This is a genomic window from Pantoea agglomerans NBRC 102470 (genome assembly GCF_001598475.1).
Classification (GTDB): Bacteria; Pseudomonadota; Gammaproteobacteria; order Enterobacterales; family Enterobacteriaceae; genus Pantoea; species Pantoea agglomerans.
Window position 1 is genome coordinate 357082 of sequence record NZ_BCZA01000004.1, and the last position, 24795, is coordinate 381876.

The window sequence follows — 24795 nt, forward strand, 5'->3', positions numbered from 1 at the left end:
CGCGAAGGGAACAGGGTCAGAAGAGGAAAGCGTCCCGCGCCAGGGATGGCGCGGGCCGAGCATGTCAGGGATGACGGATTTTGCGACTTTCCGATCTGACCCTGTTTCCTTTGCAGGCGCGATCTCACCGCTGACCTTCAAACCACCGCGCGTCACAAAGCAAAAACCCCGCCGAAGCGGGGTTTTTGATAAAAAGTCGAAGCTGACCGTTAAGCCGCGTTCTTTTCATATAAAGCGTCGTGGGCAGTCATTCATCCTGTCACCGCGCGTCACAAAGCAAAAACCCCGCCGAAGCGGGGTTTTTGATAAAGAGTCGAAGCTGACCGTTAAGCCGGGTTCTGTCGTGGACAGTCATTCATCTAGGCCAGCAATCGCTCACTGGCTCAAGCAGCCTACCCGGGTTCAGTACGGGCCGTACCTTGTGAACCCCTATTTGGCCTTGCTCCGGGTGGAGTTTACCGTGCCACGAACTGTTGCCAGTCGCGCGGTGCGCTCTTACCGCACCCTTTCACCCTTACCTGATCCCATTTCTGGGCCATCGGCGGTTTGCTCTCTGTTGCACTGGTCGTAGGCTTGCGCCTCCCAGGCGTTACCTGGCACCCTGCCCTATGGAGCCCGGACTTTCCTCCCCTCTGCCCGTCTCCCCACAAGTGAGGACGACGACAAAGCGGCGACTGTCTGGTCAGCTTCGGCGCGGGATAATAGGACATTCGCCGGCGTTTGTCACGCCTCTTGCTGCTCCAGCGCATACTTATAAAGCGCATTTTTCTTCACGCTGTGGATCTCAGCGGTCAGCGCAGCCGCGCGTTTCAACGGCAGCTCTTTTTGCAGCAGCGCCAGCGTACGCAGCGCATCGGCCGGTAACGCATCTTCATCATCGGTCTTGTACCCTTCGACAATCAGCACCATCTCGCCTTTGCGACGATTCTCATCTTCTTTTACCCACGCCAGCAGCTCGCCGACCGGTGCACCGTAGATCGACTCCCAGGTTTTGGTCAGCTCGCGCGCCAGCACCACGTAGCGTTCGGCACCCAGCTCACTCACCATATCCTGCAGGCTGTCGATCAGACGGTGGGTCGACTCATAGAAAATCAGCGTGCGCGGCTCCTGCACCAGCGCCCGCAGGGCGTCGCAACGGCCTTTGGTTTTCGCGGGCAGAAACCCTTCGTAACAGAAACGATCGGATGGCAGTCCTGCGGCACTTAATGCAGCAATGGCAGCACAGGCGCCCGGCAGCGGCACCACACGAATGCCCGCTTCACGGCAGCGACGCACCAGATGGTAGCCCGGATCGTTGATCAGCGGCGTGCCAGCATCAGAAACTAAGGCTATGCTTTGACCCTCCTGCAGCTTCGTCAGCAGCAGTTCAGCCTTGTGCTGCTCGTTGTGGTCATGAAGTGAGAAGAGTCGCGCATTGATGGCGAAATGTTGTAGCAACAGTCCGGTATGACGTGTATCTTCCGCAGCGACCAGATCGACGCTCGAAAGCACCGTCAGCGCCCGCTGGGTGATATCACCCAAATTACCAATCGGGGTTGGAACGATGTAGAGCGTGCTGGCAGAAATCTCTGCCCGATCGAGTTGTTTCATTGTTTCATCCGAATTGCCGATTTAATATTGAGCATCTTGAAAAAAACATCACTGGATACAGTATGCTTCCTTCAAAAGTCGTTCGTCATAAAGCAGGACGCTTTCTGCCTGTCATTCTTGCTGGGCTGATTTTAGCCGCATGTAGCGGTCAGGGGCCGCAAACCTCAACCGTCAATATTCAGGGGCCCGTCACAGCCAGCTCCGCTTACTATCTGCAGCAAGCGCAGCAAAGCAGCGATGATAGCAAGACCGACTGGCAATTACTTGCAATCCGCGCCCTGTTGAAGGAAGGAAAGTATCCTGAGGCGACTCAGCAACTGAGCCAGTTGCCGCAGCAGCTCTCTGAGACGCAGCAACAGGAATCCCTGCTGCTGAAAGCGCAATTGCTGATTGCACAGCAGAAGATCAAAGACGCCGAACCGCTGTTAGCGGCAGTGAAAACCGGCGCACTGTCGCAGGATCAGCTGGCGCGTTACTACAGCCTGCAGATCGCCAGCGCACAGGGTCGCCCTTCACTCTCGCTGCTGCGCAACTATATTGCCCAGGAGCCGCTGCTGAAAGGCACCGATCATCAGGGCAATATCGACGCCACCTGGCAGACACTGACCCAGATGTCGCCGCAGGAAGTCAGCAACCTGGTCATCAATGCCGATGAAAATGTGCTGCAGGGCTGGCTGGATCTGCTCGCGGTCTGGCGCGCCAACACGCAGGATGCTGAGATGCTCAAGTCAGGCATCAAAGACTGGCAGACCCGCTATCCGCAGAACCCGGCGGCCAAAACGCTGCCGACGCAGCTGAGCCAGATGCAGAACTACACCAAAGCTTCAACCAGCATCATCGCGCTGCTGCTGCCGCTGAATGGCCAGGCTCAGGTGTTCGCCAACGCGATTCAGAAAGGCTTTAATGATGCGAAGAATGGCATCTCCGCGCCGGTCACTCAGCCTGCGGCAGCTCAGCCCGCCGCTGCTGATGCAACCGCCAGCACCCAACCCGCTGCCGCTGCTGGTTCTTCCACCGATCCCATCAGCGCGCCGCAGCAGCAACAGCCTGCCGACGCGACGCCACAGCCTCAATCACAGCCTGCTGCCGCAGAACCGGCCAGCAACGCACAGATCAAGGTCTATGACACCAGCAGCCAGCCGATTGAACAGGTGATGCAGCAGGCACAGCAGGATGGCGCCACCATCGTGGTCGGTCCGCTGCTGAAGAGCAACGTTGAGAAGGTCGCCAACAGCCAGACGCCACTGAATGTGCTGGCGCTCAACGAGCCGGAAAAGATCCAGAACCATCCGAATATTTGCTACTTTGCGCTTTCTCCTGAAGACGAAGCGCGCGATGCGGCGCACCATATCTGGGATCAGGGCAAACGCCAGCCGCTGTTGCTGGTTCCGCGCAGCGGATTGGGCGATCGCGTCACCAACGCCTTTGCTCAGGAGTGGCAGACGCTGGGTGGCAGCACCGTGATGCAGCAGCGCTTTGGTTCGACCTCAGAGCTGAAACAGGGCATTAACAGCGGCGCGGGCATCAGCTTATCCGGTACGCCAGTGAACGCTGCACCTGCCGAGCCGCAGGGTGTTACGATTGCGGGCCTGACTATCCCGGCACCGCAGCAGAACACGCCAGATGTGGTCAGCACCAGCAGCGGTGGTGGTGTCGATGCAGTCTATATCGTCTCAACGCAGGACGAACTGCAGCTGATCAAACCGATGATCACCATGCGCACCGGCAGTCGCAGCAATATCTCGCTCTACGCCAGTTCGCGCAGCGCGCAAGCCGGTGCCGGCCCGGACTTCCGTCTGGAAATGGATGGCCTGCAGTTCAGCGATATTCCGCTGCTCTCCGGCAGCAATCCTGGCCTGATGCAGCAGACATCAAAGTCATTCAATAATGACTATTCGCTGGTGCGTCTCTATGCCATGGGAATGGATGCCTGGACGCTGGCGAATCACTTTAACCAGATGCGTCAGTCACCTGGCTTTACGCTGGACGGCAATACCGGCAAGCTCAGCGCCGACACGGATTGTGTGATCAACAGGAAGTTGACATGGAACCAGTATCGTCGGGGCGAAATCGCACCGGCCAACTAAATCGGCGTCAGACTGGCGCCAGGCATGAAGAAGATGCCCGGCGCTATCTGGAGCAGGCTGGCCTGATATGGGTCGCCAGTAATGTTCACTTTCGCAATGGTGAACTTGACCTGATAATGCGTGACGGGCACTGTTGGGTGTTTGTTGAAGTTCGCTACCGACGCGATGCGCGTTATGGTGGCGCGCTCGCCAGCGTAACCCGGAATAAACAACAAAAGCTGCTGCGCGCTGCCGCTCTCTGGCTGGCGCAACGCGGCGGCAGTTTTGAAACAGTGTATTGCCGTTTCGACATCATCGCCATTACCGGCACGGCGCTCGAGTGGCTGCCGAATGCCTTTAATGCAGACGTTTAGAACCAGGTGGTCGTGTGCAGGACAGAATTAAAGCGTGTTTTACCGAAAGTATTCAAACTCAGATTGCCGCAGCCGAAGCGTTGCCCGATGCCATCTCCCGCGCCGCTATGACGCTGGTGCAGTCGTTACTGAATGGCAATAAAATCCTGAGCTGTGGCAACGGTGCCTCATCCGCCAATGCACAGCACTTCGCCGCCAGCATGATCAACCGTTTCGAGACCGAACGCCCAAGCTTACCGGCGCTGGCGTTGAGCGCCGACAACGTGATGCTGACCGCGATTGGTAATGACCGCCTGCACGATGAAATCTATGCCAAGCAGGTGCGCGCTCTGGGACACGCAGGCGATGTGTTACTGGCTATCTCAACCCGTGGCAACACCCGTGACATCGTTAAGGCCGTGGAAGCGGCGGTAACACGCGATATGACTATCGTTGCGCTTACCGGGTATGATGGCGGAGAGCTCGCCGGACTGCTGGGTCCGCAGGATGTGGAGATCCGCATTCCGTCGCACCGCAGCGCCCGTATTCAGGAGATGCATATGCTCACCGTTAATTGCTTATGCGATCTGATCGATAACACTCTCTTTCCCCATCAGGAATGACCGAAGGAGCACGAATGAAAGCATTGAATGCTATAGCTATTCTGTTAACCGCCATGCTGCTGCAGGGCTGCGTTGCGGTTGTGGCGGGTGGCGCAGCGGTTGCCACTAAAACGGCCACCGATCCACGCTCGGTGGGTACGCAGGTTGATGACAGCACGCTGGAGCTACGCGTGACTAACGCGCTGGCTAAAGATCAGCAGATTAAAACCGATGCCCGCATTATCGCCACGGCCTATCAGGGCAAAGTGTTGCTGACCGGTCAGGCGCCTTCGCAGGAGATCGCCAATCGTGCCAAACAGATCACCATGGGCGTTGATGGCGCAACCGAGGTCTATAACGAGATCCGTATCGGCCAGAAAGTGACGCTGGGCACCACGTCGTCAGACACCTGGATTACCACCAAAATCCGCTCGCAGCTGCTGGGCAGCGATCAGGTGAAATCCTCCAACGTGAAGGTGACGACGGAGAATGGCGAAGTGTTCCTGCTGGGTCTGGTGACACCGCAGGAAGCGCAGGCAGCGGCTGATGTCGCCAGCCGCGTCAGTGGCGTGAAGCACGTCACCACGGCCTTCACCATGCTGAAGTAGTACGCAAAACGCAAAAAAGGCGGCCATGGCCGCCTTTTTTATTGCCCGATGTTCAGACGGGAATGTCGATGACCAGTGCGCGGGTCGCGGTTTTCGCCGTCAGTTGCAACAGCTTCTCTTCCTGCAAAAAGGCACCATCGCCACAGCCCAGCTTCTCCTGATGATCCGTGCCGGACATCGCTTCCAGCGAACCGTGAATCGACTGCAGATAGGCACGCGGCCCCTGTAACCGCAGCGAATGCTTTTCGCCTGGTGCCAGCTCGACCTGATGAATCCACACCTGCTGACGCAGTTGCAGACTGTCGTCCATGCCATCCGGCGAGGCGATCAGCTGGGACAACCGGCCATCCGTCAGGGCGATTTTCTGCATCCGCGGATTTTCGCGCTCCGGACAGGCGGCCAGCCAGAGCTGCATGCGTGTCAGCGGTCGATCTTTGCTCAGGTTCATTTCGGTGTAACTCACACCCGGCTGGGCAGAGAGCAGCAGCGCCTCCCCTTCCCGCACGCTGATGGTGTTGCCTTCGCTGTCGCGGTATTCAGCTTCACCCTGCAGCACGATGTTCAGCACATCAACCTGTGGATAGGTGCGCGGCTGAAAAGCGGCACCCGGCGCCAGCACTTCCTGGTTCAGTACGCGCAGTGACGCGTACCCCATCAGTTTGGGATCAAAATAGTGGCCAAAAGAGAAACTGTAGCGCGCCTGTAACCAGCCGAAATCGGCCTGACCACATGCGGACGCACTGCGTGTCGTTATCATTGTTTACCTCCAGCATCCGGTGACGAGGATCGGCCACGGACTATATGCTCCCATGGTAAAAGTCTGGACGCCGGATTGTTAGCCAGTTAATCTGCCGGGCATGTTCAAATTTCCTGACAGAGAACCGGGATGGCTAAAGAGCGTGCGTTAACCCTTGAATCTTTACGCGTTATGGATGCGATTGATCGGCGTGGCAGTTTTGCCGCGGCGGCGGATGAACTGGGGCGCGTTCCTTCCGCCCTCAGCTACACCATGCAAAAGCTGGAAGAGGAGCTGGATGTGGTGCTGTTTGACCGTTCCGGTCACCGTACCAAATTTACTAACGTGGGACGCATGCTGCTGGAGCGTGGCCGGGTGCTGCTGGAAGCAGCCGATAAGCTCACCACCGATGCGGAAGCGCTGGCACGTGGCTGGGAAACCCATCTGACCATCGTCACCGAAGCACTGGTACCTGTTGATGCGCTGTTTCCGCTGGTGACGCGGCTGGCCGACAAGGCCAATACGCAATTTTCGCTGGTGACGGAAGTGCTGGCGGGCGCATGGGAACGGCTGGAACAGGGCCGGGCCGATATCGTGATTGCCCCCGATATGCACTTCCGCGCCTCCACCGAGATCAACACCCGCAAGCTCTACACCATGATGAGCGTCTATGTCGCCAGTGCTGACCACCCGATTCATAACGAGCCTGAACCCCAGTCTGAAGTGACGCGGGTGAAATACCGTGGCATCGCGGTCGCAGATACCGCGCGTGAGCGTCCGGTGCTGACCGTGCAGTTACTGGATAAGCAGCAGCGCCTGACCGTGAGCAGCATGGACGATAAGCGCCGTGCGCTGCTGGCTGGCCTGGGCGTGGCGACCATGCCCTATTCGCTGGTGGAGCAGGATATTGCGGAAGGCCGTCTGCGGGTGGTGAGTCCGGAATATACCCGCGAGGTCGATATTATTATGGCGTGGCGGCGTGACAGCATGGGCGAAGCCAAATCCTGGTGCCTGCGTGAGATCCCGCGCCTGCTGGCGAAGAAAAACTAAAGCGCCGATTCAGGGCGAGGGCCAGGAGCGGCTCAGGCAATCCATCGCCACTGCCCTGAAGCGGGTGAAATCGGTGCTGTCCCGCAGGCGGGTCATCGCCCTTTCACGCAGGAACGTCACAAACAGATCGTATATCGCCATCGCCTCTTCATATTCACTTTTGCTGATCGCCAGCAGGAAAATGACATAGGCGGTATCGTCTCCCCAGGCAATGCCGTGCGGCGCCAGCACGGTGTAAACCACGGTTTTCTTTGCCAGCAGCCCCAGCGAGTGCGGCAGCGCAATGCCTTCGCCGAGCATGGTGCTGACAATCGCTTCGCGCTCTTCAACCGACGGATAGAACGCCGCATCCACAAATCCCTCCGCCTCCAGTTGATCGCACAGCTGGCGAAACAGTTCAGACTGGGTCATCGGCCTGTCGACGATATGAAAGTGCTGGGCATCAAAAAACTTCGCCAGCATATAGGGCCGGGTACGGTCCACCAGCACCAGCTTACCAATTTGTTCCAGCTGAAAACCGGTGGGAAACGGCGACATCACCACCACCGGCTTCTCTTTTTCGCTGAGCCGGATGGTAGAGATAACAAAATCTTCGTCGATGCGGCTGCGCGCCTCATACTCGCGCTGAGACAGGCGGGCCGTGACCTGCAACTGCGGATATTTGCGCAGCAGCATCGCCTCAATCATTCGCAGCGTAGAGTTACCGCTGTCGCAGACCAGCAGCACCTGCGGATGACGCTGATAACCGACGTCATAGTGGCGCTCCAGCCCGACACCGATATGCAATACCAGAAAGCCAATCTCATTCTCGGTGATGACGTAAGGGGTATATTTTCCCCAGCTGGTCACCGCCGCTAAGGTGACATCATAGGCCATGGGATAGTGCTGTTTGATGTTGCTGAGCAGCGGGTTGGGAATATGAATCTGATAGCGCACCCGCGTAATCATGGTTTTGATGTGGGTGAGCAGGTCAGCACGCAGCTGCTGATCGTTTTGCAGATTGAAGTTGTAATGCGTGTTGATAAAGCTAAGCAGATAATCCACCAGCGCGTCGGCGTCATCAGCATTGATGGCGCTGGGAGCAATCGCCTGAATGCGTCGCGCGGCGATATTGACCCGCAGCCAGTTCTCTTCCGCCGGTGAAATCGGTTTGCTGACCAGCGGACGCATCAGATTAATCAGGTGATGGGCCGCTTCACGCACCTCATCACCAATCTCCTCTGCACCCGGATCGTTAAGCGGATAGCCTTCACTGATGCGCCGCACCGCCACGGCGCAGTAAAGCCGCAGATAGCGTTCACCCTCATCGCTGAGCCGAATGTTGTGCTGAGCAAAACAGCTTTGCAGCAGCGGGCGCAGCGTCTCCAGCATGCCGCTGTTCAGCGCTTCGATAGTGAGCAGCGGGCTCTCGGGCTGCGCCTGATCAATTTGCCATAACAGGTCGGTCAGGCAGGTACGAATTGCCACTTCGCTGCCAAACAGTTTCATGCCGTAGTGTGGCTTGCTCTCAATGGTGAGGTGATAGCGCCCCAGCCATTCGCGCACCTCCGCCATATCATTCTGCAGGGTGGCGCGGCTGACAAACCACTCTTCTGCCAGCTCTTCAAGTTTCAGGGAATAAGCGGCGGTAAGAAAGCGGGTCAGCAGGTAGCGAACCCGATCCGGCGAGGTGCGCGGCACCCGCAGCGGCGACGCGGTATGCTGTTGCAGATGCTGAAAGCGCTGAGCATCCTCAATCTTCAGTTGATAGCCCGCGCCGCGATTGAGGACAAACTGCGCGCCATGTTCTGCCAGCAGCGCATTCAGCGCCGTGATATCGGTACGCACGGTGCGTGTCGAGACGGCGAAACGCCGCGCCAGCTCATCCTGAGGCAGCGTTTCGTTTTGCATGGCATCGAACAGTTGCGCAAGGCGCTGATTGGGAAATCTCACAAGCGTTACCTGTTTGCAGACAGAAATAGGGAACATCAGCCTACGGAGATCGTCTCGCAACGTCCATGTTGCGCGATCTGCCTGTTGCAGGCAGATCGTGTTGATCTCTAAGCCAGCAGCGTTTTACAGATGGCCAGCAACTGCTTCACATCTTCAACGCGGGTCTCTCCGCTGGCTTTGTCGATGATCGAACTGTAGACGTGCGGGATCACTTTGCTGACGCCCGACTCCAGCGCAATGCGCACGATCTCACCGAAATTTTCCAGATCGATGCCGCCGGTTGGCTCCAGCCAGAAATCCTGTTTCGCACAGGCTTCCGCCACAGCGCGATACTCATCCACCGCCTGCAGACCGCCCATCGGGAAATATTTTACCGAGCTGCCGCCCATATCCTGCAGCATCGCGATCGCCGTTTCGACGGGCACGATCCCGTCACGCTGTTTTGAGCTGCGCGGTCCGGTGGAGATTTTCACCTGACCTGGCGTACCGGTGGGCGAGATCAGACCGTTCACTATTGTCTGCGACTGCCCCAGCAGCGCACGGCTGGTGGCGACGCCGGTAAAGACCTGATTCACATGCTGCGGTTGCAGCACTGCCGCGAGCTCACTCACCATCTGTGACTGGTTGGGATCGCCCGCACCCAGACCAATCGAGAGCGCATTATCGATCAGCGCGGCATACTCGCGCATATCGGCGATAGCGGCTTCATTGCTGGCGTAGTTTTTCGACAGCACGCCGACCAGCACATGCCCTTCTGCCGCCTGCCAGATGGCGCGCGCATTCTCTTTCGATCCCGCCAGTACGTTAAGGCAGAGACGATCCTGATAGAAATTGGGGGTCAGCGTCATGCGTTTTTCTCTCCGTTTAACAGTGCCTGAATGCGGGTGAAAATAGTGTGCAGTTGATCGGCGCTGACGCTGCGCACGTCCGCCTCAATGATCCCTTCGTTGGCTTTGTAGCCGCGGAAGTAGATCGCCACCTCGCCGTTTTTCAGCGCCTGCACCAGATCGCCGGTGCGCTGCTGGATCGCGGCTTCGTCGAACTTGATCTCAGCACGGGCGATGTCGCGTCCGGCTGCGTCCCACACTACCCGGGCCGTCACGCCATTCAGACTGTTGAGCTGTTCAATGAACGGCGTCATTTTTTCCACCATCTGCGCACCACTGATTTTTGGCTGCGTCAGATAGTTTTCAATCGCCTGGGTCAGCCCCAGGATCCCCTCTTTGCCCACTTTCATCGCGCGGCCAATGCCGTTGGTCTGGCGTTTGACCCACTCAACGTAGTGGTGTCGGCCAATCACCAGTCCGCTGGTCGGCCCTTCAATCGCTTTTGCTCCGCTGTAGATCACCAGATCGGCACCCGCCTGGTAGTAGCATTGCAGATCCTCTTCCGCCGCCGCATCGACGATCAGCGGGACGCCATGCTGGCGCGCAACGGCTGCGGCCTGCGCCACATCGAGATGGCTCTTCTGCACACAGTGGTGCGATTTTACATAAAGGATCGCCGCGGTCTGTGGGGTGATCGCCGCCGCAAGCTGGGCGGGTGAGCACTCGTTGCTGTAACCCGCTTCCACCAGTTGCCCGCCACCCAGTGCCACCATGCTGCCGACCGGTGCGCCATAGTTCACGTTGTGCCCTTTCGGCACCACAATCTGGTGCGGGACAGTCAGCGGCGCGGCATGCAGGTTATCCACCAGCCAGTCGTTGTCTTTCACAATCACCGCCGCCACGCTCTGGGCGATACCGGCCGAGGCGCAGGAGACCACCAGCGCGTTCTCCACCTTCAGCAGACCTGCGATATAAGCACCGGTCTTATCCACCAGATCTTTCATTTCGAAGTAGTGATCGAGGCCATATTTCACCGTATCGATCACCTCACTCGATGGCGTAGAGACGCCGAGGATCGTCATACGGCCAGAGGCATTAATCACCGGCTTCAGGCCATACTTTTCATATACCGAGGTCATGCGCTATTCCTTCTTCAGTCGCGATCCACGTACCAGCAACGACGGCCGCCAGCGGGACCAGATGCTTCTCACCTGCGACCTGTTCACCTTCTGAATCGATGAATGGCCGGGTTTCCTCTTTGACGCTAAACACTGTCAGATCGGCGTCGTAGCCCACTTTCAGCTGGCCTTTGCGCTGCAGGCGCAGTCCTGCCGCCGCATTGAGCGTTACGCAGTCAATCACCTGCGGCAGGGTCATACCGACACTGAAAAATTTCGACATCACATGCGCCAGGTTGTGAACCGGTCCGGCCAGACGATTGCGGCAGTAAATGTCAGAGCTGATGGTGTCGGGCAGAATGCCCTGCGCAATCGCCGCGCGGGCGACTTCAAAGCTGAAGCTGGCACTGCCGTGGCCGACATCAAGTTTGACGCCACGCGCGATAGCCTGTTTTACCGCCGCTTTGAGCTCGCCCTGCGGCGTCAGGATACGGTTGGGTTTGCCGTTAAAGCAGTGCGTGATGATGTCACCCGTGGTGAGCAGATCCGCAATCTGGTCGAGATTGGGCGGATTATTGCCAATGTGAACCATCAGCGGCAGCCCGCCGGTTTGCTGCTGGATCGCCTTCGCTTTGATCAGCGGCTGCACACCATTCTCGCCCACCACGCTGCTGCTGATGCGCGCCTTAAGGCCGACAATAAAATCGGGCAGCCGAGCCACCGCCTGCTGCACCGCCTCGCCATCTATCTGCGTCATGTCAGCCAGCTCATTCTGGATGACGATGCCGGTGCGGGCGATATTGATCAGCGCATAAACCTGGGTCTGTGCCGCGCGAGTCAGCCGGTAAAAGTCATCAATGTGCTCTGCGCCGGTGCTGCCCGCATCGACAACCGTGGTGACGCCATGCGCAACACCAATCGCATCCGCTTCATCATGATAAATTGGTGATTTGGGATAGCAGTGAACGTGGGAGTCGATCCAGCCTGCGCTGAGGTAGTAACGGCCAGCCAGATCGCGCTCGTGCTGCGCGTTACCCTGCACCTTGCCTATGGCGGCGATACGGCCATCCTGCAGCGCAATGTCGACCACCTGCTCATCGCTGAGACGCGCACCGCGAATAATCAAGTCGTACATGGTTTCTCCTTAACAGCAGCCCGCTGCCGGGCTGCCGGTGAGATCAGAGAGCAATCGGAAACAGTGCCCCAAGGATCATCGCGCCGAGGATGGCGCCGCCGGTAATGGGCTTGTTCCAGAGATAGAAGAGCAGCGCGCCCAGCAGCGAACCCAGGCCAATCGGAATGGATGCCGCCATGGCTGACAGGATGATCAGCGGCCCCAGAAAGCGCCCCGAGGCATTACCCGCACCCATCATCACGTCTGCGCCGTAGGTTGAGTCGCTCTGATTGATGGTGAATTTACGCGCCAGAATAATCAGGTAGCCAATCGCCACACCAATCACCAGGCCCGTCGCCAGCGAGGCAGCGAAGTTCGCCACCGGGAAGACAATGCCCGCACCCAGCAGCAGTGCCGGAACGCCCAGCCCGACGCCGGTCTGAATCGCCCCGCCGATATCCAGAATGCCCACCAGCGAGCCTTCGATGATACGGGCGAACAGGAAGCTGGCACCAAAGGCGGCGACCGCGCCGTAGACGCCGGTCTCCATGCCTGCGCGCAGCATCGACACAAACGCCACTTCATTGAACGCGCCGATGCCATAGAGGTAATACATGTGTGTCCCGGCAAAGACGCCAGAAGAGAGCAGGCCAACAAAGATCGGGAAAGACCAGTCGGCGTACCAGAAGCCTTTATTTTCGTTCATCGCATCGCCTCTTATTTGCCGCTGACTGAGTTATGGATCATGTCGAGCCAGCCGGGAATGCCGAGCTGGAAGGACTGCAGCAGCTTCATATCGAAACCACGGAAGAAGCCGCTCAGCACAAACAGCAGCACGATGGCGGTCATCATGACTTTGGTGACCCGGTTCCAGCCGCTCTCTTCCACGCCTTTACCGATCAGGATACCCAGCACCAGTCCCGGCACGGCGTTGCCCATGATCAGCTGCGCCAGACCGCCAAAAATGGTGGCCCAGAAGCCTGACTTTCTGCCCGCGTCGATCGCCGCCAGCCAGAAGATCACCGGCATGACGGTGTTCACCAGCAGGTTAGCGGCGGGCACCAGCACTTTGACCGCCGTGACCTGCAGCGCAGCCGGAACAGCCGAGGCGGTGGAGTTGAGGAAGGCGACCACGATCATGCCGATGATGCCGCAGGCGATGGCCATTTTTTTCGGATCGTGCAGCGTCTCTGCCACATTACGATTCTTCACCATCAAGGCGGCCGCACCCCAGTTTGGAATGATGCGATGATCCACATCCTGAGTGAATGAACCGGCTGCAACCGACGATGCCCAGGCATTGAAAAAGAAGCCAAGACCAAAGGAGAAGTGGGATGCCGGATCGCCCTCGCACGAGTTCAGCTCGCCCAGCGTACGGAAAGCGCCCATGCCCTGAGTGGTTGGCGCGTGGAACATGCGCGCAGCACCCGCACCGACGCCGACCCCTACCAGCCCGCCAATGATCAACGACTTAAACAAAATGATTAAAAACATGTTGTTGTACCTTGTTGTCGTTTTTACCTGCCCTATCCACGCCGCCGCATCGCCCACGCCTGATCATCGCGATGTCGCGACAGCAGAGCATCGGGCAAACGGCTGGCTGGCGTTAACAGGCTCTGTTTTACGATGCCGCCGTGAACGCCACCTGTTCGGTGTCGAAAACGGTGACGCTGACGGTGATCTCCAGCGTGACGCTGAAGCTCCGCCGTTGGCGCGCCAGAAAGAAGAAGAGAAACTTCTCGGTTTTGACGCTCTCCTGCGCGCGCAGCACCCGGACATCCTGAGGTTCAATGCGCAGCAGAATTTTTTGCGTCGCGCGCAGAACCTGGTTCTGCACACGACTCAGGGCATCGGCAAAGGCTTTCGCTTTGGTGTCGCCTTTGCCCTCGACCGTCACCTGGGTAACGTATTGTTCTTTCATAATCAGCTGCCGTGCTTCTTGTTCCAGGCCTGCACCAGCCGCTCGCCTAACTCTTCTTTATCCATAAAGCCGAAGCCCAGCACCGTGGCACCTTCATTAATGGCGGTGACGCCTTCGTCGACAGAACGCATGCCATGTTTTGCTTTGTAGCCATATTTGTTCTGAGCGGTGATAGCACCGGCGCCGCCGCTGCCGCAGAACGAGATGCCGAAATCGGCGTTTTCCGCCTTCATCACGTCACCCAGTTTCATGTCAGCGGCGACACCTGGCACCACGACGGCACGGCCACCCGCTTTTTCGATGCCCGCAGCCACTTTCTGTCCTTTACCTAAACGATCGCCAATCACTACTGTTACCATCTTATGTTCCTCTCTGGTTGTTTGATCGCGCGACTTCAATATGCACTGACAGCAGCCAGGCCTCTTCGCGGGGCAGATTGCCAAACAGATCGACGACCTGCTGCGCCAGCGCTAACGTTTCCGGCGGAATATCCTCAAACAGCTCCGCTTCCACTTCCGGCAGCGGCTCACCGCTCAGCGAGCGTGACGCCATGGCACCGACATGCGATTGCAGCATCTGCTGCTGAACCGCATTGGGCTGAATACCCTGCTGCTGATAGATCGCAGCAATCTGCGTCATCACGCTGTCAGCCAGCTGTTGCACTTTCTCAGGTGCCGCTTCATACACCGGGACGCCGTTATTACTCACCTTGCTACTCCTGTTAAACCGGATAATTCGCGTTAAAAACAAATTAGCGGTCATCGCCCCGGCTGTGGAGAGGCAACATTTCCAGCAGCAAGTGGAAATTGAAGTGAAGGTTGTGCGTCAGATCGCAGGCTGCATGCTTAGTGCGACACGCGTCGCAGAATGCGTTATTTGATGGATTTAACCGAGAAAAGCGGTGATGTTGTGCGGCGACAAGCCGGACGCGCGGGGGTTCAGGGTGCGGTAATAAGCAGAAGTGATGGTAAAAAACCGCCGGCCTGGCTGGCCGGCGATCTGATTAACGGAATTTCTTATGGTTGGTATTGCGGATGTCGTCGAACTTCGCTGCTTCGCGTTTCGCCCCGTCCACATTGTTGGCTTTCGCCAGCGCGCTGACCACATCGATCTGCGCGATCAGTGAGTCGATACCGGCATGGAAATCTTTCACCTGTGGGCTGTCAGCCGGCTGGCCTTCCAGCTTATCCGGCGTGCCCTGTCGCGCATCCTGTGCCGCGGCACGCATTTTGGTCAGCGCCTGCTGCATCTCCTGGGCATTGTCACTTTTTTTGACGATTTTCAGGTTCGCATTCAGTGTATCCATATCCTGCTCCAGATCCGCCGCATAGAGACTGACGCTGGAGAACAACAGAGAAGCCGACAACATTGCAATCACATGCTTACGCATCATTACTTCCTTTTTATTGTGATGAAAAAAAAGCAGCCAACCGGCTGCTTCAGGAATCCATCTTTATTGTCCCGCTATCTTCATCTCAGGCAGTAACACTGAACCGCACTGGATATTGCTGCGGGTTTCAATATCGTCACCGATGGTCACCATATTGCGCCACATCTCTTTGAGATTTCCGGCGATAGTCACTTCGCTGACCGGGTACTGAATAACGCCATTCTCGACCCAGAACCCGGCCGCACCGCGTGAGTAATCACCAGTAATGGCGCTGACGCCCTGTCCCATCAGTTCGGTCACCACTAACCCGGTGCCCATCTGCTTCAGCAGGTCGTCAAAGCTGTGGCCCTGGCCCGCAATGCGCCAGTTATGAATGCCGCCAGCGTGACCGGTGCTGGTCAGGCCCAGTTTGCGGGCTGAGTAGCTGGTTAACAGCCAGGTCTGCAGCACGCCATCTTTGATGATGTCGCGCGCCTGGGTACGCACCCCTTCGCTGTCGAATGGCGTGGAGGCGAGCCCTTTCAGCAGATGCGGCTGTTCATTGATGGTGAGCCACTCCGGCAGGATCTGCTGACCCATAGAATCCAGCAGGAAGGTCGATTTACGGTAAACGTTGCCGCCGCTGATCGCGCCAACCAGATGACCAAATAAGCCGGTTGCCACTTCTGAGGCGAAAATCACCGGGGCTTTCATGGTCGGAAGTTTACGCGGTGCCAGACGGGAGAGCGTGCGGCGCGCGCACTCTGCACCGACCCACTCCGGGCTCTTCAAATCTTCAAACGCGCGCCCAATGGTGTAGGCGTAGTCGCGCTCCATATTACCATCCTGCTCGGCAATCACGCTGCTGGAGAGCGAGTGACGGCTTGAGCAGTAGCTCTGTAACATACCGTGGCTGTTGCCAAAGACTTTGATGCCGACGTGGCTGTTGAAGCTGCCACCTTCAGTGTTAGTAATACGCTTGTCGGCGCGCAGTGATGCCTGTTCCGCCTGCGCAGCCAGTTCAATGGCGCGGTCAGCATCAATCTCCCAAGGATGGTAGAGATCCAGGTCTGGCGCATCATAGGCCAGCAGCTCTGCGTCGGCCGGACCGGCAAAGGGATCGGGCGAGGTATAGCGCGCAATATCAATCGCCGCCTGCACGGTGCGTTTGATCGCGTCCGGGCTGAGGTCGGTCGATGAGGCGCTGCCTTTACGATTCTGATGATAGACGGTGATGCCCAGCGCACCGTCGCTGTTGAATTCGACGTTTTCCACTTCGCCATAGCGGGTGCTGACCCCGATGCCGGTGGTTTTACTGACTGCCACTTCCGCGCTGTCAGTGCTTGCTTTAGCCAGTTCAAGTGCCTGCGCAATGGCCTGCTCCAGTACTTTTCGCTGTTCTGCAACCTGAGTAGATACGTTCATCGACCTGCCGTCTAATCTTATGTGTGAATGATTTGAGTCTATCAGAGTCAGAGAACAATTTCGCAGTCACCCGATAAACTGGTAGGATTAGCCTCTTTTTTTTGGGAGCCCGGAAATGACCAAACAGCCCGATGAGTGGCTCGACGATGTGCCAGATAATGACGAAGAAGAAGATGAAGAGATTATCTGGGTCAGTAAGAGTGAAATTAAACGCGATGCAGAAGAGTTAAAGCGCCTGGGTGCTGAACTGGTTGATCTGGGTAAAAACTCGCTGGATAAAATCCCGCTGGATGAACGCCTGCGTACCGAAGTGGAACTGGCACAGCGCATCAAGAAAGAGGGTCGCCGTCGTCAGCTGCAGCTGATCGGTAAACTGCTGCGCAGTATTGATGTGGAGCCGATCCGCGTTGCGCTGGATAAGCTCAATAATCGCCATAACCAGCAGGTTGCGCTGTTCCATAAACTGGAAATGCTGCGCGATCGTCTGATTGAACAGGGTGATGAAGCGATGGGCGACGTGATTGCGCTTTATCCCGATGCCGATCGTCAGCAGTTACGCAGCATGATCCGTAACGCGCAGAAAGAGAAAGCGGGCAGCAAGCCGCCGAAGTCTGCCCGTCAGATTTTCCAGTATCTGCGCGAACTGGCCGAAGCGAAGTAACGCCATGGCGGGCAGCCTCGCCCGCCTCCCGGCAGCGCATTTATCGATAGATATAGAGAATACCGGTGCGCAGCCGCAGCTGGCGTTCGCTCGATGTCGCAGAACGTCCGATATCGCCAAAGGTGACGTAAGGCACCCAGACGCGATCGTTGCCAAGCGCATAATCGAACTGTAACTCCTGTTCGTAATCGTCATGTTTATTGGCAAAGAGTTTCGCATCCGCGTGCTTATACACCAGCTTATAGGTGGTGGTCAGCCGATCGCTTTTATTTCGCAGATAGAGATCAAAACGGTTGGCAGTGCGATGCCGGTCAGTATCGCAATAATCAATACCGCCGGTGCGGCATTGATCGTCATGCGCATAATCGGTCAGCTCAAGACGATAAAGGCCACCGAGAGACCAGCGATCATTAAATTTATACCAGGGTGCCACACCAAATTTCCATTCAGTGCGCGAGGAGTTAAACTCTGGCTGAATAAAAGGCGACACTGTCCAGTTTCCCCAGTAATACGACTTCAGAAAGGTCACCTCCACCACATTTAACACGGTGTCGTTATAATATTTGTCTTTTGGATCGGCGCCGCCGGTTTTGAATTTGGTTTCGACCCCGAGAAACATATTGTCCGGCAGCGTGGTGCTCAGACCCAGCTTGTCGTAGTGCGTGCGGTCGCGAAGGCGGTACTCATGCCGGTAATCAACGGTGGCCGTGGCCAGCGCCGCAGCAGAACTGCATAATAACGCGGCGCCCAGCAAAAACGACAATGAATTATTATTTCCCATATGAACATCCTTATTAGTGGTAATCAGAGCAATGAATTATCCGAACTCATTCGTTTAACCCAGAGTTAACTTATATTTAAAACCCTCATCAATATAAGACCGCGCATAAAGATAACCCGTTATTTATTCCTTTAACGTTAAGGCTTTAATTATTATTCCTCAGCAACATCAGGAATGATGCTAGAAATAACCGGCGAGAGCGGCCTTTCTGTTTCAGACACTAATAAGAAAAATATGGCAACGGCAGGAAGAGTGAGCAGATCGAATTCAAAAATATGCGGGATTTATTGAGGGAATAATATTTCCGGAGATAATGCTTTTAAAAAAAAGCGCCCGAAACGGGCGCCTGTGACATTATGCCAGCCTGTCCAGCAGCTTCTGGTGGATGCCACCAAACCCGCCGTTGCTCATGACCAGAATCGTGTCGCCTGGCTGAGCGGCTTTGGCCACCATTTCCACCAGGGTATCGATATCCGCGCTCCAGTGCGCAGGCGGAATGCACGCTTCTGCGACATCTGATACCTGCCACGGAATATGGTGCGGCTGGAACAGAAAGACCTCATCAGCACGCGCCAGCGACGGTGCCAGATCGTTCTTGCTGACGCCCATCTTCATGGTATTAGAGCGTGGCTCCAGCACAGCCAGGATACGCGCTCTGCCGCCAACTTTGCTACGCAGGGCAGCCAGCGTCGCCAGAATCGCGGTCGGATGGTGGGCGAAGTCATCATAGACTTTGATGCTGTTCACTTCGCCGCGCAGCTCCAGCCGTCGACGCGCATTGATAAAGCTGTTCAGCGCCTGGCCTGCATCTTCCGGCTTCACACCCACATGGCGCGCGGCAGCGATCGCCATCAGCCCGTTGTGCATATTGTGTTCACCCACCAGCGCCCAGTTCACTTCCCCGACTTTTTCGCCGTCGAGCCAGATTTCCCAGTGAGACGCATCGTTGGTGAGCTTCTTCGCCTGCCAGCGCCCGTGCTCGCCGACGTTCTCCTGTTCGCTCCAGCAGCCCATCGCCATCACCTGTTTGAGGTTAGGATCATGTTCCGGCAGCAGGATCTTGCCCTGGCCCGGTACGATCCGCACCAGATGGTGGAACTGCTTCTGGATCGCGCGCAGATCGTCAAAGATATCGGCGTGATCAAACTCAAGATTATTGAGGATCAGCGTACGTGGGCAGTAATGGACAAACTTGGAACGCTTATCGAAAAACGCGCAGTCGTACTCATCCGCCTCAATCACGAAGAATGGACTTTTTCCTAATTTTGCCGAGACATCGAAGTTTCCGGGCACACCACCAATAATAAAGCCTGGCTCAAGGCCGCAGGCCTCAAGAATCCACGCTGCCATGCCGGCTGTGGTGGTTTTGCCGTGGGTTCCCGCGACCGCCAGCACCCAGCGATCGCGCAGCACGAAATCGTGCAGCCACTGCGGGCCAGAGAGGTAAGGAATGTTGCGTTCCAGCACCGCTTCCACGCAAGGATTACCCCGCGTCATCGCGTTGCCGATTATCACCAGGTCAGGCACCGGGTCAAGCTGACTGGCGTCGTAACCTTCTGTTAATTCAATACCTTGCTGTTCAAGCAGAGTACTCATAGGTGGGTAAACGTTGGCGTCTGATCCGGTCACCTGATGACCAAGTGAACGGGCCAGCATCGCCAGACCGCCCATAAAAGTGCCACAAATCCCGAGGATGTGAATGCGCATTACGTGATCCATTACTCAAAAGTTCGGCGCACAGTGTAACGCCGCTCGCAGATGGAAGAAACGGATTAGGACTATGGTTTTTGAAGTTCAATCGGCTAAACTGCGTACGCATCCGTTGGCAGACTGTTACGCGTGCTGCCACTCCATCGAAGATTCAGGGAATGTGTTATGAAAACGTTGGGCGAATTTATCGTCGAGAAGCAGCATGACTTTCCGCACGCTACAGGTGAACTGACAGCGCTGATTTCCGCTATTAAGCTGGGTGCCAAAATCATCCACCGCGATATCAACAAAGCCGGTTTAGTGGATATTCTGGGTGCCAGCGGCGTCGAGAATATTCAGGGTGAGCAGCAGATGAAACTTGATCTGTTTGCCAACGAGAAACTGAAGGCAGCACTGAAAGCACGTGGCATCGTCGCCGGTATCGCTTCTGAGGAAGAAGACGAGTTTGTGATCTTTGAAGGTGAAGAAAACGGTAAGTACGTGGTGTTAATGGATCCACTGGATGGTTCTTCTAACATCGACGTTAACGTTTCCGTCGGCACCATTTTCTCTATCTACCGCCGCGTCAGCGAGCCGGGTACGCCGGTTGTTGAAGCTGACTTCATGCAGCCAGGCAACAAGCAGGTCGCTGCCGGTTACGTGGTTTACGGCTCCTCCACCATGATGGTTTATACCACCGGTGCAGGCGTGCATGCGTTTACTTACGATCCGTCTCTGGGTGTGTTCTGCCTCAGCCACGAACGTATGACCTATCCACCAACGGGTTACACCTACTCCATTAACGAAGGTAACTACATTCGTTTCCCGCAGGGTGTGAAGAAATATCTGAAGTTCTGTCAGGAAGAGGATCTGCCAACGCACCGTCCTTATACCTCACGTTACATCGGATCGCTGGTCGCGGATTTCCATCGTAACCTGCTGAAAGGCGGCATCTACCTCTACCCAAGCACCGCCAGCCATCCTCAGGGTAAGCTGCGTCTGCTGTATGAGTGCAACCCGATGGCGTTCCTGGCAGAGCAGGCGGGCGGTAAAGCCAGCGACGGTCAGAAGCGTATTCTGGATATTCCACCGGTCACGCTGCACCAGCGCTGTCCGTTCTACTGCGGTAACGAGGCGATGGTGAACGACGTTGAGCGTTTCCTGGCCGAGTTCCCGGATTGCCGTCAGGGTTAATCCGGCAGTGGTATAAAAAGTCATATAAAAAGTAAGGGCGCGATTTTCGCGCCCTTGCTGTTTTTACGCCGTCTGCAACCTGAACTGCGCCATGGTTGCCTGAAGCTGATCGGACTGCGCTTCCAGCGACTGGGTCGCGGCGGTGGCCTGCTCTACCAGCGCCGCGTTCTGCTGCGCCGCCGCATCCATCTGTGTGACCGCCAGATTAACCTGCTCAATGCCACGGCTCTGTTCGTCGGAGGCCATCGAGATCTCTTTCATCAGTGCCGTTACGCGCATGACCTCACCAGAAATCTCATCCATGGTTTCCCCGGCCCGCGTCGCCATCTCGCTGCCCTCTTTCACCCTCGACTGTGAATCACTAATCAGCGTACGGATCTCTTTGGCCGCGTTAGCGCTGCGCTGCGCCAGCGTGCGCACTTCATTTGCCACCACCGCAAAGCCACGGCCCTGCTCGCCTGCGCGCGCCGCTTCAACGGCGGCGTTGAGTGCCAGGATATTGGTCTGGAAGGCGATACCATCAATCACGCCAAGAATGTCGCCGATACGATTGGCACTGTCGGTAATCTCATGCATTTTTTCCATCACGTAGCAGACTACCTCCGCGCCGCGATCGGCAGTATCAGAGACCGCGTTAGCCAGCTGGTGCGCCTGCTGGGCATTGCTGGCGTTAAGCCGCACGGTTGCCGTGAGCTGCTCCATGCTGGCGGCAGTCTGCTCCAGCGAGGCGGCGGACTCTTCGGTACGCTGCGACAGATTGACGTTGCCCGCGGCCAGTTCACGGCTGCCGATGTCGATCTGCATACTCGCTTCGCGCACCTGACTCACCGAGGTACGCAACGACTGCTGCATCCCGGCGAGCGCATGATTAAGCCGCCCCAGCTCATTGTTGCCCGACGGTGGCAGCGCCTGCGAGAGGTCGCCCGCCGCGACCTGCTCAAGATGGAGAATGGCCAGGTTCAGCGGCTGCAGCAGCATCCGGCGCAGCAGTTGCCAGGCGAGCACCAGCAGCAGCAGTGTTAATACCACCGCCACGGCGATCAGGATTTTCATTTTGGTTTCGTTGTAGGCCGCCTGCGCCAGCTGGGCCTGGGTGATCTGATCGGCCAGCTGACTGAAGTCCGTGACGGCCTTGTTATAGCTGGCCGCCAGCGTCGCCAGGTTGCCTTCCAGCAATTGGTAATACTCGTCGGTATATTGCTTATCCAGGGCGTTCATCATTGGTTTGATGCCCTGATCGAGATAGGCTTTGTAACTGGCCGAAACCGCATCGGCCAGCTTTTTGCCGTGCGCCGTCACCGTTCCGGCGTCCACAAAACGCTTCAGGCTTTGCTGTGATGAGACCACATCCGCCTGCGACAGTTTTGTTACTGCCGCCCCCTCTTCCAGCAAACCAATTTCAATTTTACGCACCGCCAGCGCGGCGTTAGCGCGGGCCCGCATCAGATCGGCATTGCTCTGGTAAAGACTGTTCAGCTCGATCCCCTGAATGCGGTTGATCACATCCAGCGAGCGATTCCCTTTGTTAATTGCCACGATACCCATAAAACTCACCGCCAACAGCAGCAGTGTCATAAATGCCAGCAATGCCAGCAACCCCGTGCGAAGTGATAACTGTTTCATCCAGATAGTTTCCGTGTATGTGAAAAGGCAAATTTTCCAGCGGCCCTAAAACGGATGAAGTATCGGCAGTAACGGCGCGAAACTTTAACCCTGATTAGTGTTAACAACTTGATCATCACGGGAACATCCATCAAGCTAATCGCCGCTTATCCGTTATCCGGAGAAAAGAATGAAACCAGGATTACTTCTGATGCTGCTGTGCCTCAGCACGGCGGCGCTGGCAGAGGATCTGCCGACAGACGCCTCGCCCGATCGCTGCCTCAATGACGCCTCTACTACCCTTGCCATGAACCAGTGCTACGCTGCGGCTAATCGGGCCTGGGATCAGGAGATGAATAAGCAGTACAACAAACTGATGAAAACCCTCTCCGGCGAACCTAAAAACAAACTGCGTGCCGCGCAACGCGCCTGGCTGAGCTACCGCGACAGCTGGCTTGAGGCGAACCGCAGCCAGCTCAGTACACAAGGCTCGCTGGGCAGCGTGGCGCTGAGCGCTCAGAGCCTGAGCCTGGTGCGCAATCAGGCACTGATGCTGCAGTCACTTGGTAAAGGCAGCTGTGCTAACCCCGATGACTGCTGATCGATAACCGGTTTTTGCGCTGGCTGAAGTCAGCGCGCTCATTAACCTTCAGGGAGAAACCATGGCTGCTTACGCCTCGACCATCATTCTGATTTGCCTTGCCGTGCTGAGTTATTTCGTTCACAACAACGCAGTCACAATTTCAATTCTGGTGCTGCTGGCGATTAAAATTACCCCGCTGGCTCAGTTCTTCCCCTACGTAGAAAAACAGGGCATTACCTTAGGCATCATTATTCTTACCGTGGCGGTGATGGCCCCGCTGGCAAGCGGCTCACTGCCCGCCTCTGCGCTGATCAAGTCGTTTGCTAACTGGAAGTCGATTGTGGCGATTCTGGTGGGGATCTTTGTCGCCTGGCTGGGCGGCCGTGGCGTGAACTTTATGAGCGTCCAGCCTTCGGTGATTGGTGGTCTGCTGATTGGTACGGTGATTGGCGTGGCGTTCTTCCGTGGGGTGCCGGTAGGACCACTGATTGCCGCAGGCATTGTTTCGCTGTTTGTGGCGGCTAAGTAGCGTTTGGGCGCATTCCGAAACGCCAAAAAGGGGGCATACTTTCAGAGTCAGTTGGCTATAATAGCCGACACTCAACATACGACTACTGAAGGAATGCCAGATGAGTTTGAACCAGGTGCCAGCAGGTAAAGACCTGCCAGAAGATATCTACGTTGTCATTGAGATCCCAGCGAATGCTGATCCGATCAAATATGAAGTTGATAAAGAGTCTGGTGCCCTGTTTGTAGACCGTTTCATGTCTACCGCCATGTTCTATCCGTGCAACTACGGCTACATCAACCATACCCTTTCTCTGGATGGTGATCCGGTTGACGTACTGGTTCCGACCCCGTATCCACTGGTTCCAGGCTCAGTGATCCGCTGCCGTCCGGTTGGCGTGCTGAAAATGACCGACGAGTCTGGCGAAGATGCCAAACTGGTTGCCGTTCCGCACACCAAACTCTCTAAAGAGTACGATCACATCAAAGATGTGAACGACCTGCCAGAACTGCTGCGTGCACAGATCACCCACTTCTTTGAGCACTACAAAGATCTGGAAAAAGGCAAATGGGTGAAAGTGGATGGCTGGGATAATGCCGAAGCCGCTAAAGCTGAAATCATCTCCTCTTACGAGCGCGCACAGAAGAAGTAATTCTGCTGCCGGTTTGTGAGTCGAAAAAAAAACACCGTCCGGATGGACGGTGTTTTTGTTCAGGCCTCTGGCTCCTCATCGCGCTTCAGCCAGTCACCACTCATGATGCGCTGGCGTCCTGCCACTGAGCGTTGATAGACATAAAGCCATGCACTGCCAAACGGCGTCTGAGTCAGATAACGTTTGTACTCTCCCCCTTTGGTGCGAAGCGCATCCAGCTCCGCAAGGGTTGAGGCATCAATGCGGTACACCTCACAATGTACCGCTCCATTGCCCTCAATCACGCCGGGATAATGGCCCAGACTGTAAAGCTCAAAGCCTTCAATCTGGTGATCACCCAGCCACTGCGCATTCGTCATCCAGTGACTGTTTCCCTGTTTGCGCCGTAAACTGCCGTAGACAATTATTCGCATT

General features: G+C 56.5%; 27 protein-coding genes and 1 other RNA gene. 10 read left to right on the forward strand and 18 right to left on the reverse strand.

The window, feature by feature from the left end; all coding sequences use genetic code 11:
- Nucleotides 1-311: 311 nt before the first annotated feature.
- Both rnpB and rsmI read right to left on the reverse strand, forming a co-directional pair.
- An RNA gene (gene rnpB, locus PAG01S_RS10110) (RNase P RNA component class A) lies at nt 312-690 on the reverse strand.
- A 33-nt stretch (nt 691-723) separates the two neighbouring features.
- Nucleotides 724-1590, reverse strand: coding sequence for a 16S rRNA (cytidine(1402)-2'-O)-methyltransferase (gene rsmI / locus PAG01S_RS10115; protein ID WP_010256516.1), 867 nt, complete (start codon nt 1588-1590; stop codon nt 724-726).
- Nucleotides 1591-1652: 62 nt separating this feature from the next.
- On the opposite strand from rsmI, the gene PAG01S_RS10120 reads away from it, so the two are divergent.
- Genes PAG01S_RS10120 through dolP form a run of 4 tightly spaced genes read left to right on the forward strand, consistent with a single transcriptional unit; the run spans nt 1653 to nt 5219 of the window.
- A complete protein-coding gene (locus PAG01S_RS10120; RefSeq protein WP_010256513.1) occupies nt 1653-3677 on the forward strand; it encodes a penicillin-binding protein activator in 2025 nt (674 codons plus the stop codon).
- Entirely contained in the window at nt 3635-4030 is a 396-nt protein-coding gene (locus PAG01S_RS10125; RefSeq protein WP_062758492.1) for a YraN family protein, read from the forward strand. Before PAG01S_RS10120 ends, PAG01S_RS10125 begins: the two co-directional genes overlap by 43 nt.
- 14 nt (nt 4031-4044) lie before the next feature.
- Entirely contained in the window at nt 4045-4632 is a 588-nt protein-coding gene (gene diaA / locus PAG01S_RS10130) for a DnaA initiator-associating protein DiaA (RefSeq protein ID WP_010256507.1), read from the forward strand.
- 14 nt (nt 4633-4646) lie between these two features.
- Nucleotides 4647-5219 (forward strand): division/outer membrane stress-associated lipid-binding lipoprotein, encoded by a 573-nt coding sequence (dolP, locus tag PAG01S_RS10135; protein ID WP_022623923.1) that lies wholly within the window; start codon nt 4647-4649, stop codon nt 5217-5219.
- Nucleotides 5220-5271: 52 nt separating this feature from the next.
- On the opposite strand, the gene PAG01S_RS10140 is transcribed toward dolP, so the two are convergent.
- Nucleotides 5272-5976 (reverse strand): pirin family protein, encoded by a 705-nt coding sequence (locus PAG01S_RS10140; RefSeq protein WP_010256500.1) that lies wholly within the window; start codon nt 5974-5976, stop codon nt 5272-5274.
- Nucleotides 5977-6105: 129 nt separating this feature from the next.
- Between PAG01S_RS10140 and PAG01S_RS10145 the strand changes: the two genes are divergently transcribed.
- A complete protein-coding gene (locus PAG01S_RS10145; protein ID WP_010256496.1) occupies nt 6106-7005 on the forward strand; it encodes a LysR family transcriptional regulator in 900 nt (299 codons plus the stop codon).
- A 9-nt stretch (nt 7006-7014) separates the two neighbouring features.
- Here the strand turns inward: PAG01S_RS10145 and PAG01S_RS10150 are convergent, their stop codons facing one another.
- The 11 genes from PAG01S_RS10150 to pmbA all read right to left on the reverse strand — a co-directional run bounded on the left by PAG01S_RS10150 (nt 7015) and on the right by pmbA (nt 16711).
- Complete coding sequence (locus PAG01S_RS10150; RefSeq protein ID WP_031594357.1) at nt 7015-8937, reverse strand: BglG family transcription antiterminator; 1923 nt, start codon at nt 8935-8937, stop codon at nt 7015-7017.
- Between the two features lie 107 nt (nt 8938-9044).
- Nucleotides 9045-9785 (reverse strand): 2-dehydro-3-deoxy-phosphogluconate aldolase, encoded by a 741-nt coding sequence (gene dagF / locus PAG01S_RS10155; RefSeq protein WP_062758495.1) that lies wholly within the window; start codon nt 9783-9785, stop codon nt 9045-9047.
- Entirely contained in the window at nt 9782-10903 is a 1122-nt protein-coding gene (locus PAG01S_RS10160) for a DgaE family pyridoxal phosphate-dependent ammonia lyase (protein ID WP_062758498.1), read from the reverse strand. The genes dagF and PAG01S_RS10160 overlap by 4 nt, the downstream gene beginning before the upstream one ends.
- On the reverse strand, nt 10887-12017 hold the full coding sequence (locus PAG01S_RS10165; RefSeq protein ID WP_062758500.1) for an amidohydrolase/deacetylase family metallohydrolase: 1131 nt from the start codon (nt 12015-12017) through the stop codon (nt 10887-10889). Before PAG01S_RS10165 ends, PAG01S_RS10160 begins: the two co-directional genes overlap by 17 nt.
- Nucleotides 12018-12060: 43 nt before the next feature.
- A complete protein-coding gene (locus tag PAG01S_RS10170) occupies nt 12061-12702 on the reverse strand; it encodes a DUF4310 family protein (protein ID WP_010256482.1) in 642 nt (213 codons plus the stop codon).
- An 11-nt stretch (nt 12703-12713) separates the two neighbouring features.
- Nucleotides 12714-13490, reverse strand: a complete 777-nt coding sequence (locus PAG01S_RS10175; protein WP_010256480.1) for a DUF4311 domain-containing protein — start codon at nt 13488-13490, stop codon at nt 12714-12716.
- A gap of 127 nt (nt 13491-13617) precedes the next feature.
- Nucleotides 13618-13917, reverse strand: a complete 300-nt coding sequence (locus tag PAG01S_RS10180; RefSeq protein ID WP_010256479.1) for a DUF4312 family protein — start codon at nt 13915-13917, stop codon at nt 13618-13620.
- Between the two features lie 2 nt (nt 13918-13919).
- Entirely contained in the window at nt 13920-14276 is a 357-nt protein-coding gene (locus PAG01S_RS10185) for an SFCGS family glycine-rich protein (protein WP_010256477.1), read from the reverse strand.
- Between the two features lies 1 nt (nt 14277).
- Nucleotides 14278-14625, reverse strand: a complete 348-nt coding sequence (locus PAG01S_RS10190; protein WP_022623928.1) for a glycine dehydrogenase — start codon at nt 14623-14625, stop codon at nt 14278-14280.
- 295 nt (nt 14626-14920) lie between these two features.
- Entirely contained in the window at nt 14921-15307 is a 387-nt protein-coding gene (gene cybC / locus PAG01S_RS10195; RefSeq protein ID WP_010256473.1) for a cytochrome b562, read from the reverse strand.
- Between the two features lie 63 nt (nt 15308-15370).
- On the reverse strand, nt 15371-16711 hold the full coding sequence (gene pmbA / locus PAG01S_RS10200) for a metalloprotease PmbA (RefSeq protein ID WP_010256470.1): 1341 nt from the start codon (nt 16709-16711) through the stop codon (nt 15371-15373).
- A gap of 115 nt (nt 16712-16826) precedes the next feature.
- Between pmbA and yjgA the strand changes: the two genes are divergently transcribed.
- A complete protein-coding gene (gene yjgA, locus PAG01S_RS10205; protein WP_010256467.1) occupies nt 16827-17372 on the forward strand; it encodes a ribosome biogenesis factor YjgA in 546 nt (181 codons plus the stop codon).
- 40 nt (nt 17373-17412) lie between these two features.
- Here yjgA and PAG01S_RS10210 read toward each other — a convergent pair whose 3' ends face one another.
- Both PAG01S_RS10210 and mpl read right to left on the reverse strand, forming a co-directional pair.
- The gene (locus PAG01S_RS10210; RefSeq protein ID WP_010256466.1) at nt 17413-18153 is read right to left on the reverse strand and encodes an oligogalacturonate-specific porin KdgM family protein; all 741 of its coding nucleotides are present in this window, start codon (nt 18151-18153) and stop codon (nt 17413-17415) included.
- Between the two features lie 354 nt (nt 18154-18507).
- On the reverse strand, nt 18508-19860 hold the full coding sequence (gene mpl, locus PAG01S_RS10215) for a UDP-N-acetylmuramate:L-alanyl-gamma-D-glutamyl-meso-diaminopimelate ligase (RefSeq protein WP_010256463.1): 1353 nt from the start codon (nt 19858-19860) through the stop codon (nt 18508-18510).
- 168 nt (nt 19861-20028) lie between these two features.
- On the opposite strand from mpl, the gene fbp reads away from it, so the two are divergent.
- The gene (gene fbp / locus PAG01S_RS10220) at nt 20029-21036 is read left to right on the forward strand and encodes a class 1 fructose-bisphosphatase (protein ID WP_010256459.1); all 1008 of its coding nucleotides are present in this window, start codon (nt 20029-20031) and stop codon (nt 21034-21036) included.
- A gap of 63 nt (nt 21037-21099) precedes the next feature.
- Here fbp and PAG01S_RS10225 read toward each other — a convergent pair whose 3' ends face one another.
- On the reverse strand, nt 21100-22659 hold the full coding sequence (locus PAG01S_RS10225; RefSeq protein WP_010256457.1) for a methyl-accepting chemotaxis protein: 1560 nt from the start codon (nt 22657-22659) through the stop codon (nt 21100-21102).
- A gap of 169 nt (nt 22660-22828) precedes the next feature.
- Between PAG01S_RS10225 and PAG01S_RS10230 the strand changes: the two genes are divergently transcribed.
- The 3 genes from PAG01S_RS10230 to ppa all read left to right on the forward strand — a co-directional run bounded on the left by PAG01S_RS10230 (nt 22829) and on the right by ppa (nt 24381).
- A complete protein-coding gene (locus PAG01S_RS10230; protein WP_062758503.1) occupies nt 22829-23239 on the forward strand; it encodes a lysozyme inhibitor LprI family protein in 411 nt (136 codons plus the stop codon).
- A gap of 61 nt (nt 23240-23300) precedes the next feature.
- Nucleotides 23301-23750: a DUF441 domain-containing protein gene (locus PAG01S_RS10235; protein WP_003855520.1), complete on the forward strand. Its 450-nt coding sequence runs from the start codon at nt 23301-23303 to the stop codon at nt 23748-23750.
- A 100-nt stretch (nt 23751-23850) separates the two neighbouring features.
- A complete protein-coding gene (gene ppa / locus PAG01S_RS10240; protein ID WP_003855519.1) occupies nt 23851-24381 on the forward strand; it encodes an inorganic diphosphatase in 531 nt (176 codons plus the stop codon).
- Nucleotides 24382-24440: 59 nt separating this feature from the next.
- On the opposite strand, the gene PAG01S_RS10245 is transcribed toward ppa, so the two are convergent.
- A complete protein-coding gene (locus PAG01S_RS10245) occupies nt 24441-24794 on the reverse strand; it encodes a gamma-glutamylcyclotransferase family protein (RefSeq protein ID WP_010256451.1) in 354 nt (117 codons plus the stop codon).
- Between the last annotated feature and the right edge of the window lies 1 nt (nt 24795).

Coding starts and splice junctions, on each gene's coding strand:
- ppa (WP_003855519.1), top strand. CDS start 23,851: ATGAGTTTGAACCAGGTGCCAGCAGGTAAAGACCTGCCAGAAGATATC.
- PAG01S_RS10170 (WP_010256482.1), bottom strand. CDS start 12,702: ATGAACGAAAATAAAGGCTTCTGGTACGCCGACTGGTCTTTCCCGATC.
- PAG01S_RS10140 (WP_010256500.1), bottom strand. CDS start 5,976: ATGATAACGACACGCAGTGCGTCCGCATGTGGTCAGGCCGATTTCGGC.
- PAG01S_RS10230 (WP_062758503.1), top strand. CDS start 22,829: ATGAAACCAGGATTACTTCTGATGCTGCTGTGCCTCAGCACGGCGGCG.
- PAG01S_RS10165 (WP_062758500.1), bottom strand. CDS start 12,017: ATGTACGACTTGATTATTCGCGGTGCGCGTCTCAGCGATGAGCAGGTG.
- pmbA (WP_010256470.1), bottom strand. CDS start 16,711: ATGAACGTATCTACTCAGGTTGCAGAACAGCGAAAAGTACTGGAGCAG.
- PAG01S_RS10160 (WP_062758498.1), bottom strand. CDS start 10,903: ATGACCTCGGTATATGAAAAGTATGGCCTGAAGCCGGTGATTAATGCC.
- PAG01S_RS10175 (WP_010256480.1), bottom strand. CDS start 13,490: ATGTTTTTAATCATTTTGTTTAAGTCGTTGATCATTGGCGGGCTGGTA.
- PAG01S_RS10235 (WP_003855520.1), top strand. CDS start 23,301: ATGGCTGCTTACGCCTCGACCATCATTCTGATTTGCCTTGCCGTGCTG.
- dagF (WP_062758495.1), bottom strand. CDS start 9,785: ATGACGCTGACCCCCAATTTCTATCAGGATCGTCTCTGCCTTAACGTA.
- fbp (WP_010256459.1), top strand. CDS start 20,029: ATGAAAACGTTGGGCGAATTTATCGTCGAGAAGCAGCATGACTTTCCG.
- PAG01S_RS10225 (WP_010256457.1), bottom strand. CDS start 22,659: ATGAAACAGTTATCACTTCGCACGGGGTTGCTGGCATTGCTGGCATTT.
- yjgA (WP_010256467.1), top strand. CDS start 16,827: ATGACCAAACAGCCCGATGAGTGGCTCGACGATGTGCCAGATAATGAC.
- PAG01S_RS10180 (WP_010256479.1), bottom strand. CDS start 13,917: ATGAAAGAACAATACGTTACCCAGGTGACGGTCGAGGGCAAAGGCGAC.
- dolP (WP_022623923.1), top strand. CDS start 4,647: ATGAAAGCATTGAATGCTATAGCTATTCTGTTAACCGCCATGCTGCTG.
- PAG01S_RS10125 (WP_062758492.1), top strand. CDS start 3,635: ATGGAACCAGTATCGTCGGGGCGAAATCGCACCGGCCAACTAAATCGG.
- rsmI (WP_010256516.1), bottom strand. CDS start 1,590: ATGAAACAACTCGATCGGGCAGAGATTTCTGCCAGCACGCTCTACATC.
- cybC (WP_010256473.1), bottom strand. CDS start 15,307: ATGCGTAAGCATGTGATTGCAATGTTGTCGGCTTCTCTGTTGTTCTCC.
- PAG01S_RS10210 (WP_010256466.1), bottom strand. CDS start 18,153: ATGGGAAATAATAATTCATTGTCGTTTTTGCTGGGCGCCGCGTTATTA.
- mpl (WP_010256463.1), bottom strand. CDS start 19,860: ATGCGCATTCACATCCTCGGGATTTGTGGCACTTTTATGGGCGGTCTG.
- PAG01S_RS10245 (WP_010256451.1), bottom strand. CDS start 24,794: ATGCGAATAATTGTCTACGGCAGTTTACGGCGCAAACAGGGAAACAGT.
- PAG01S_RS10185 (WP_010256477.1), bottom strand. CDS start 14,276: ATGGTAACAGTAGTGATTGGCGATCGTTTAGGTAAAGGACAGAAAGTG.
- PAG01S_RS10145 (WP_010256496.1), top strand. CDS start 6,106: ATGGCTAAAGAGCGTGCGTTAACCCTTGAATCTTTACGCGTTATGGAT.
- PAG01S_RS10120 (WP_010256513.1), top strand. CDS start 1,653: ATGCTTCCTTCAAAAGTCGTTCGTCATAAAGCAGGACGCTTTCTGCCT.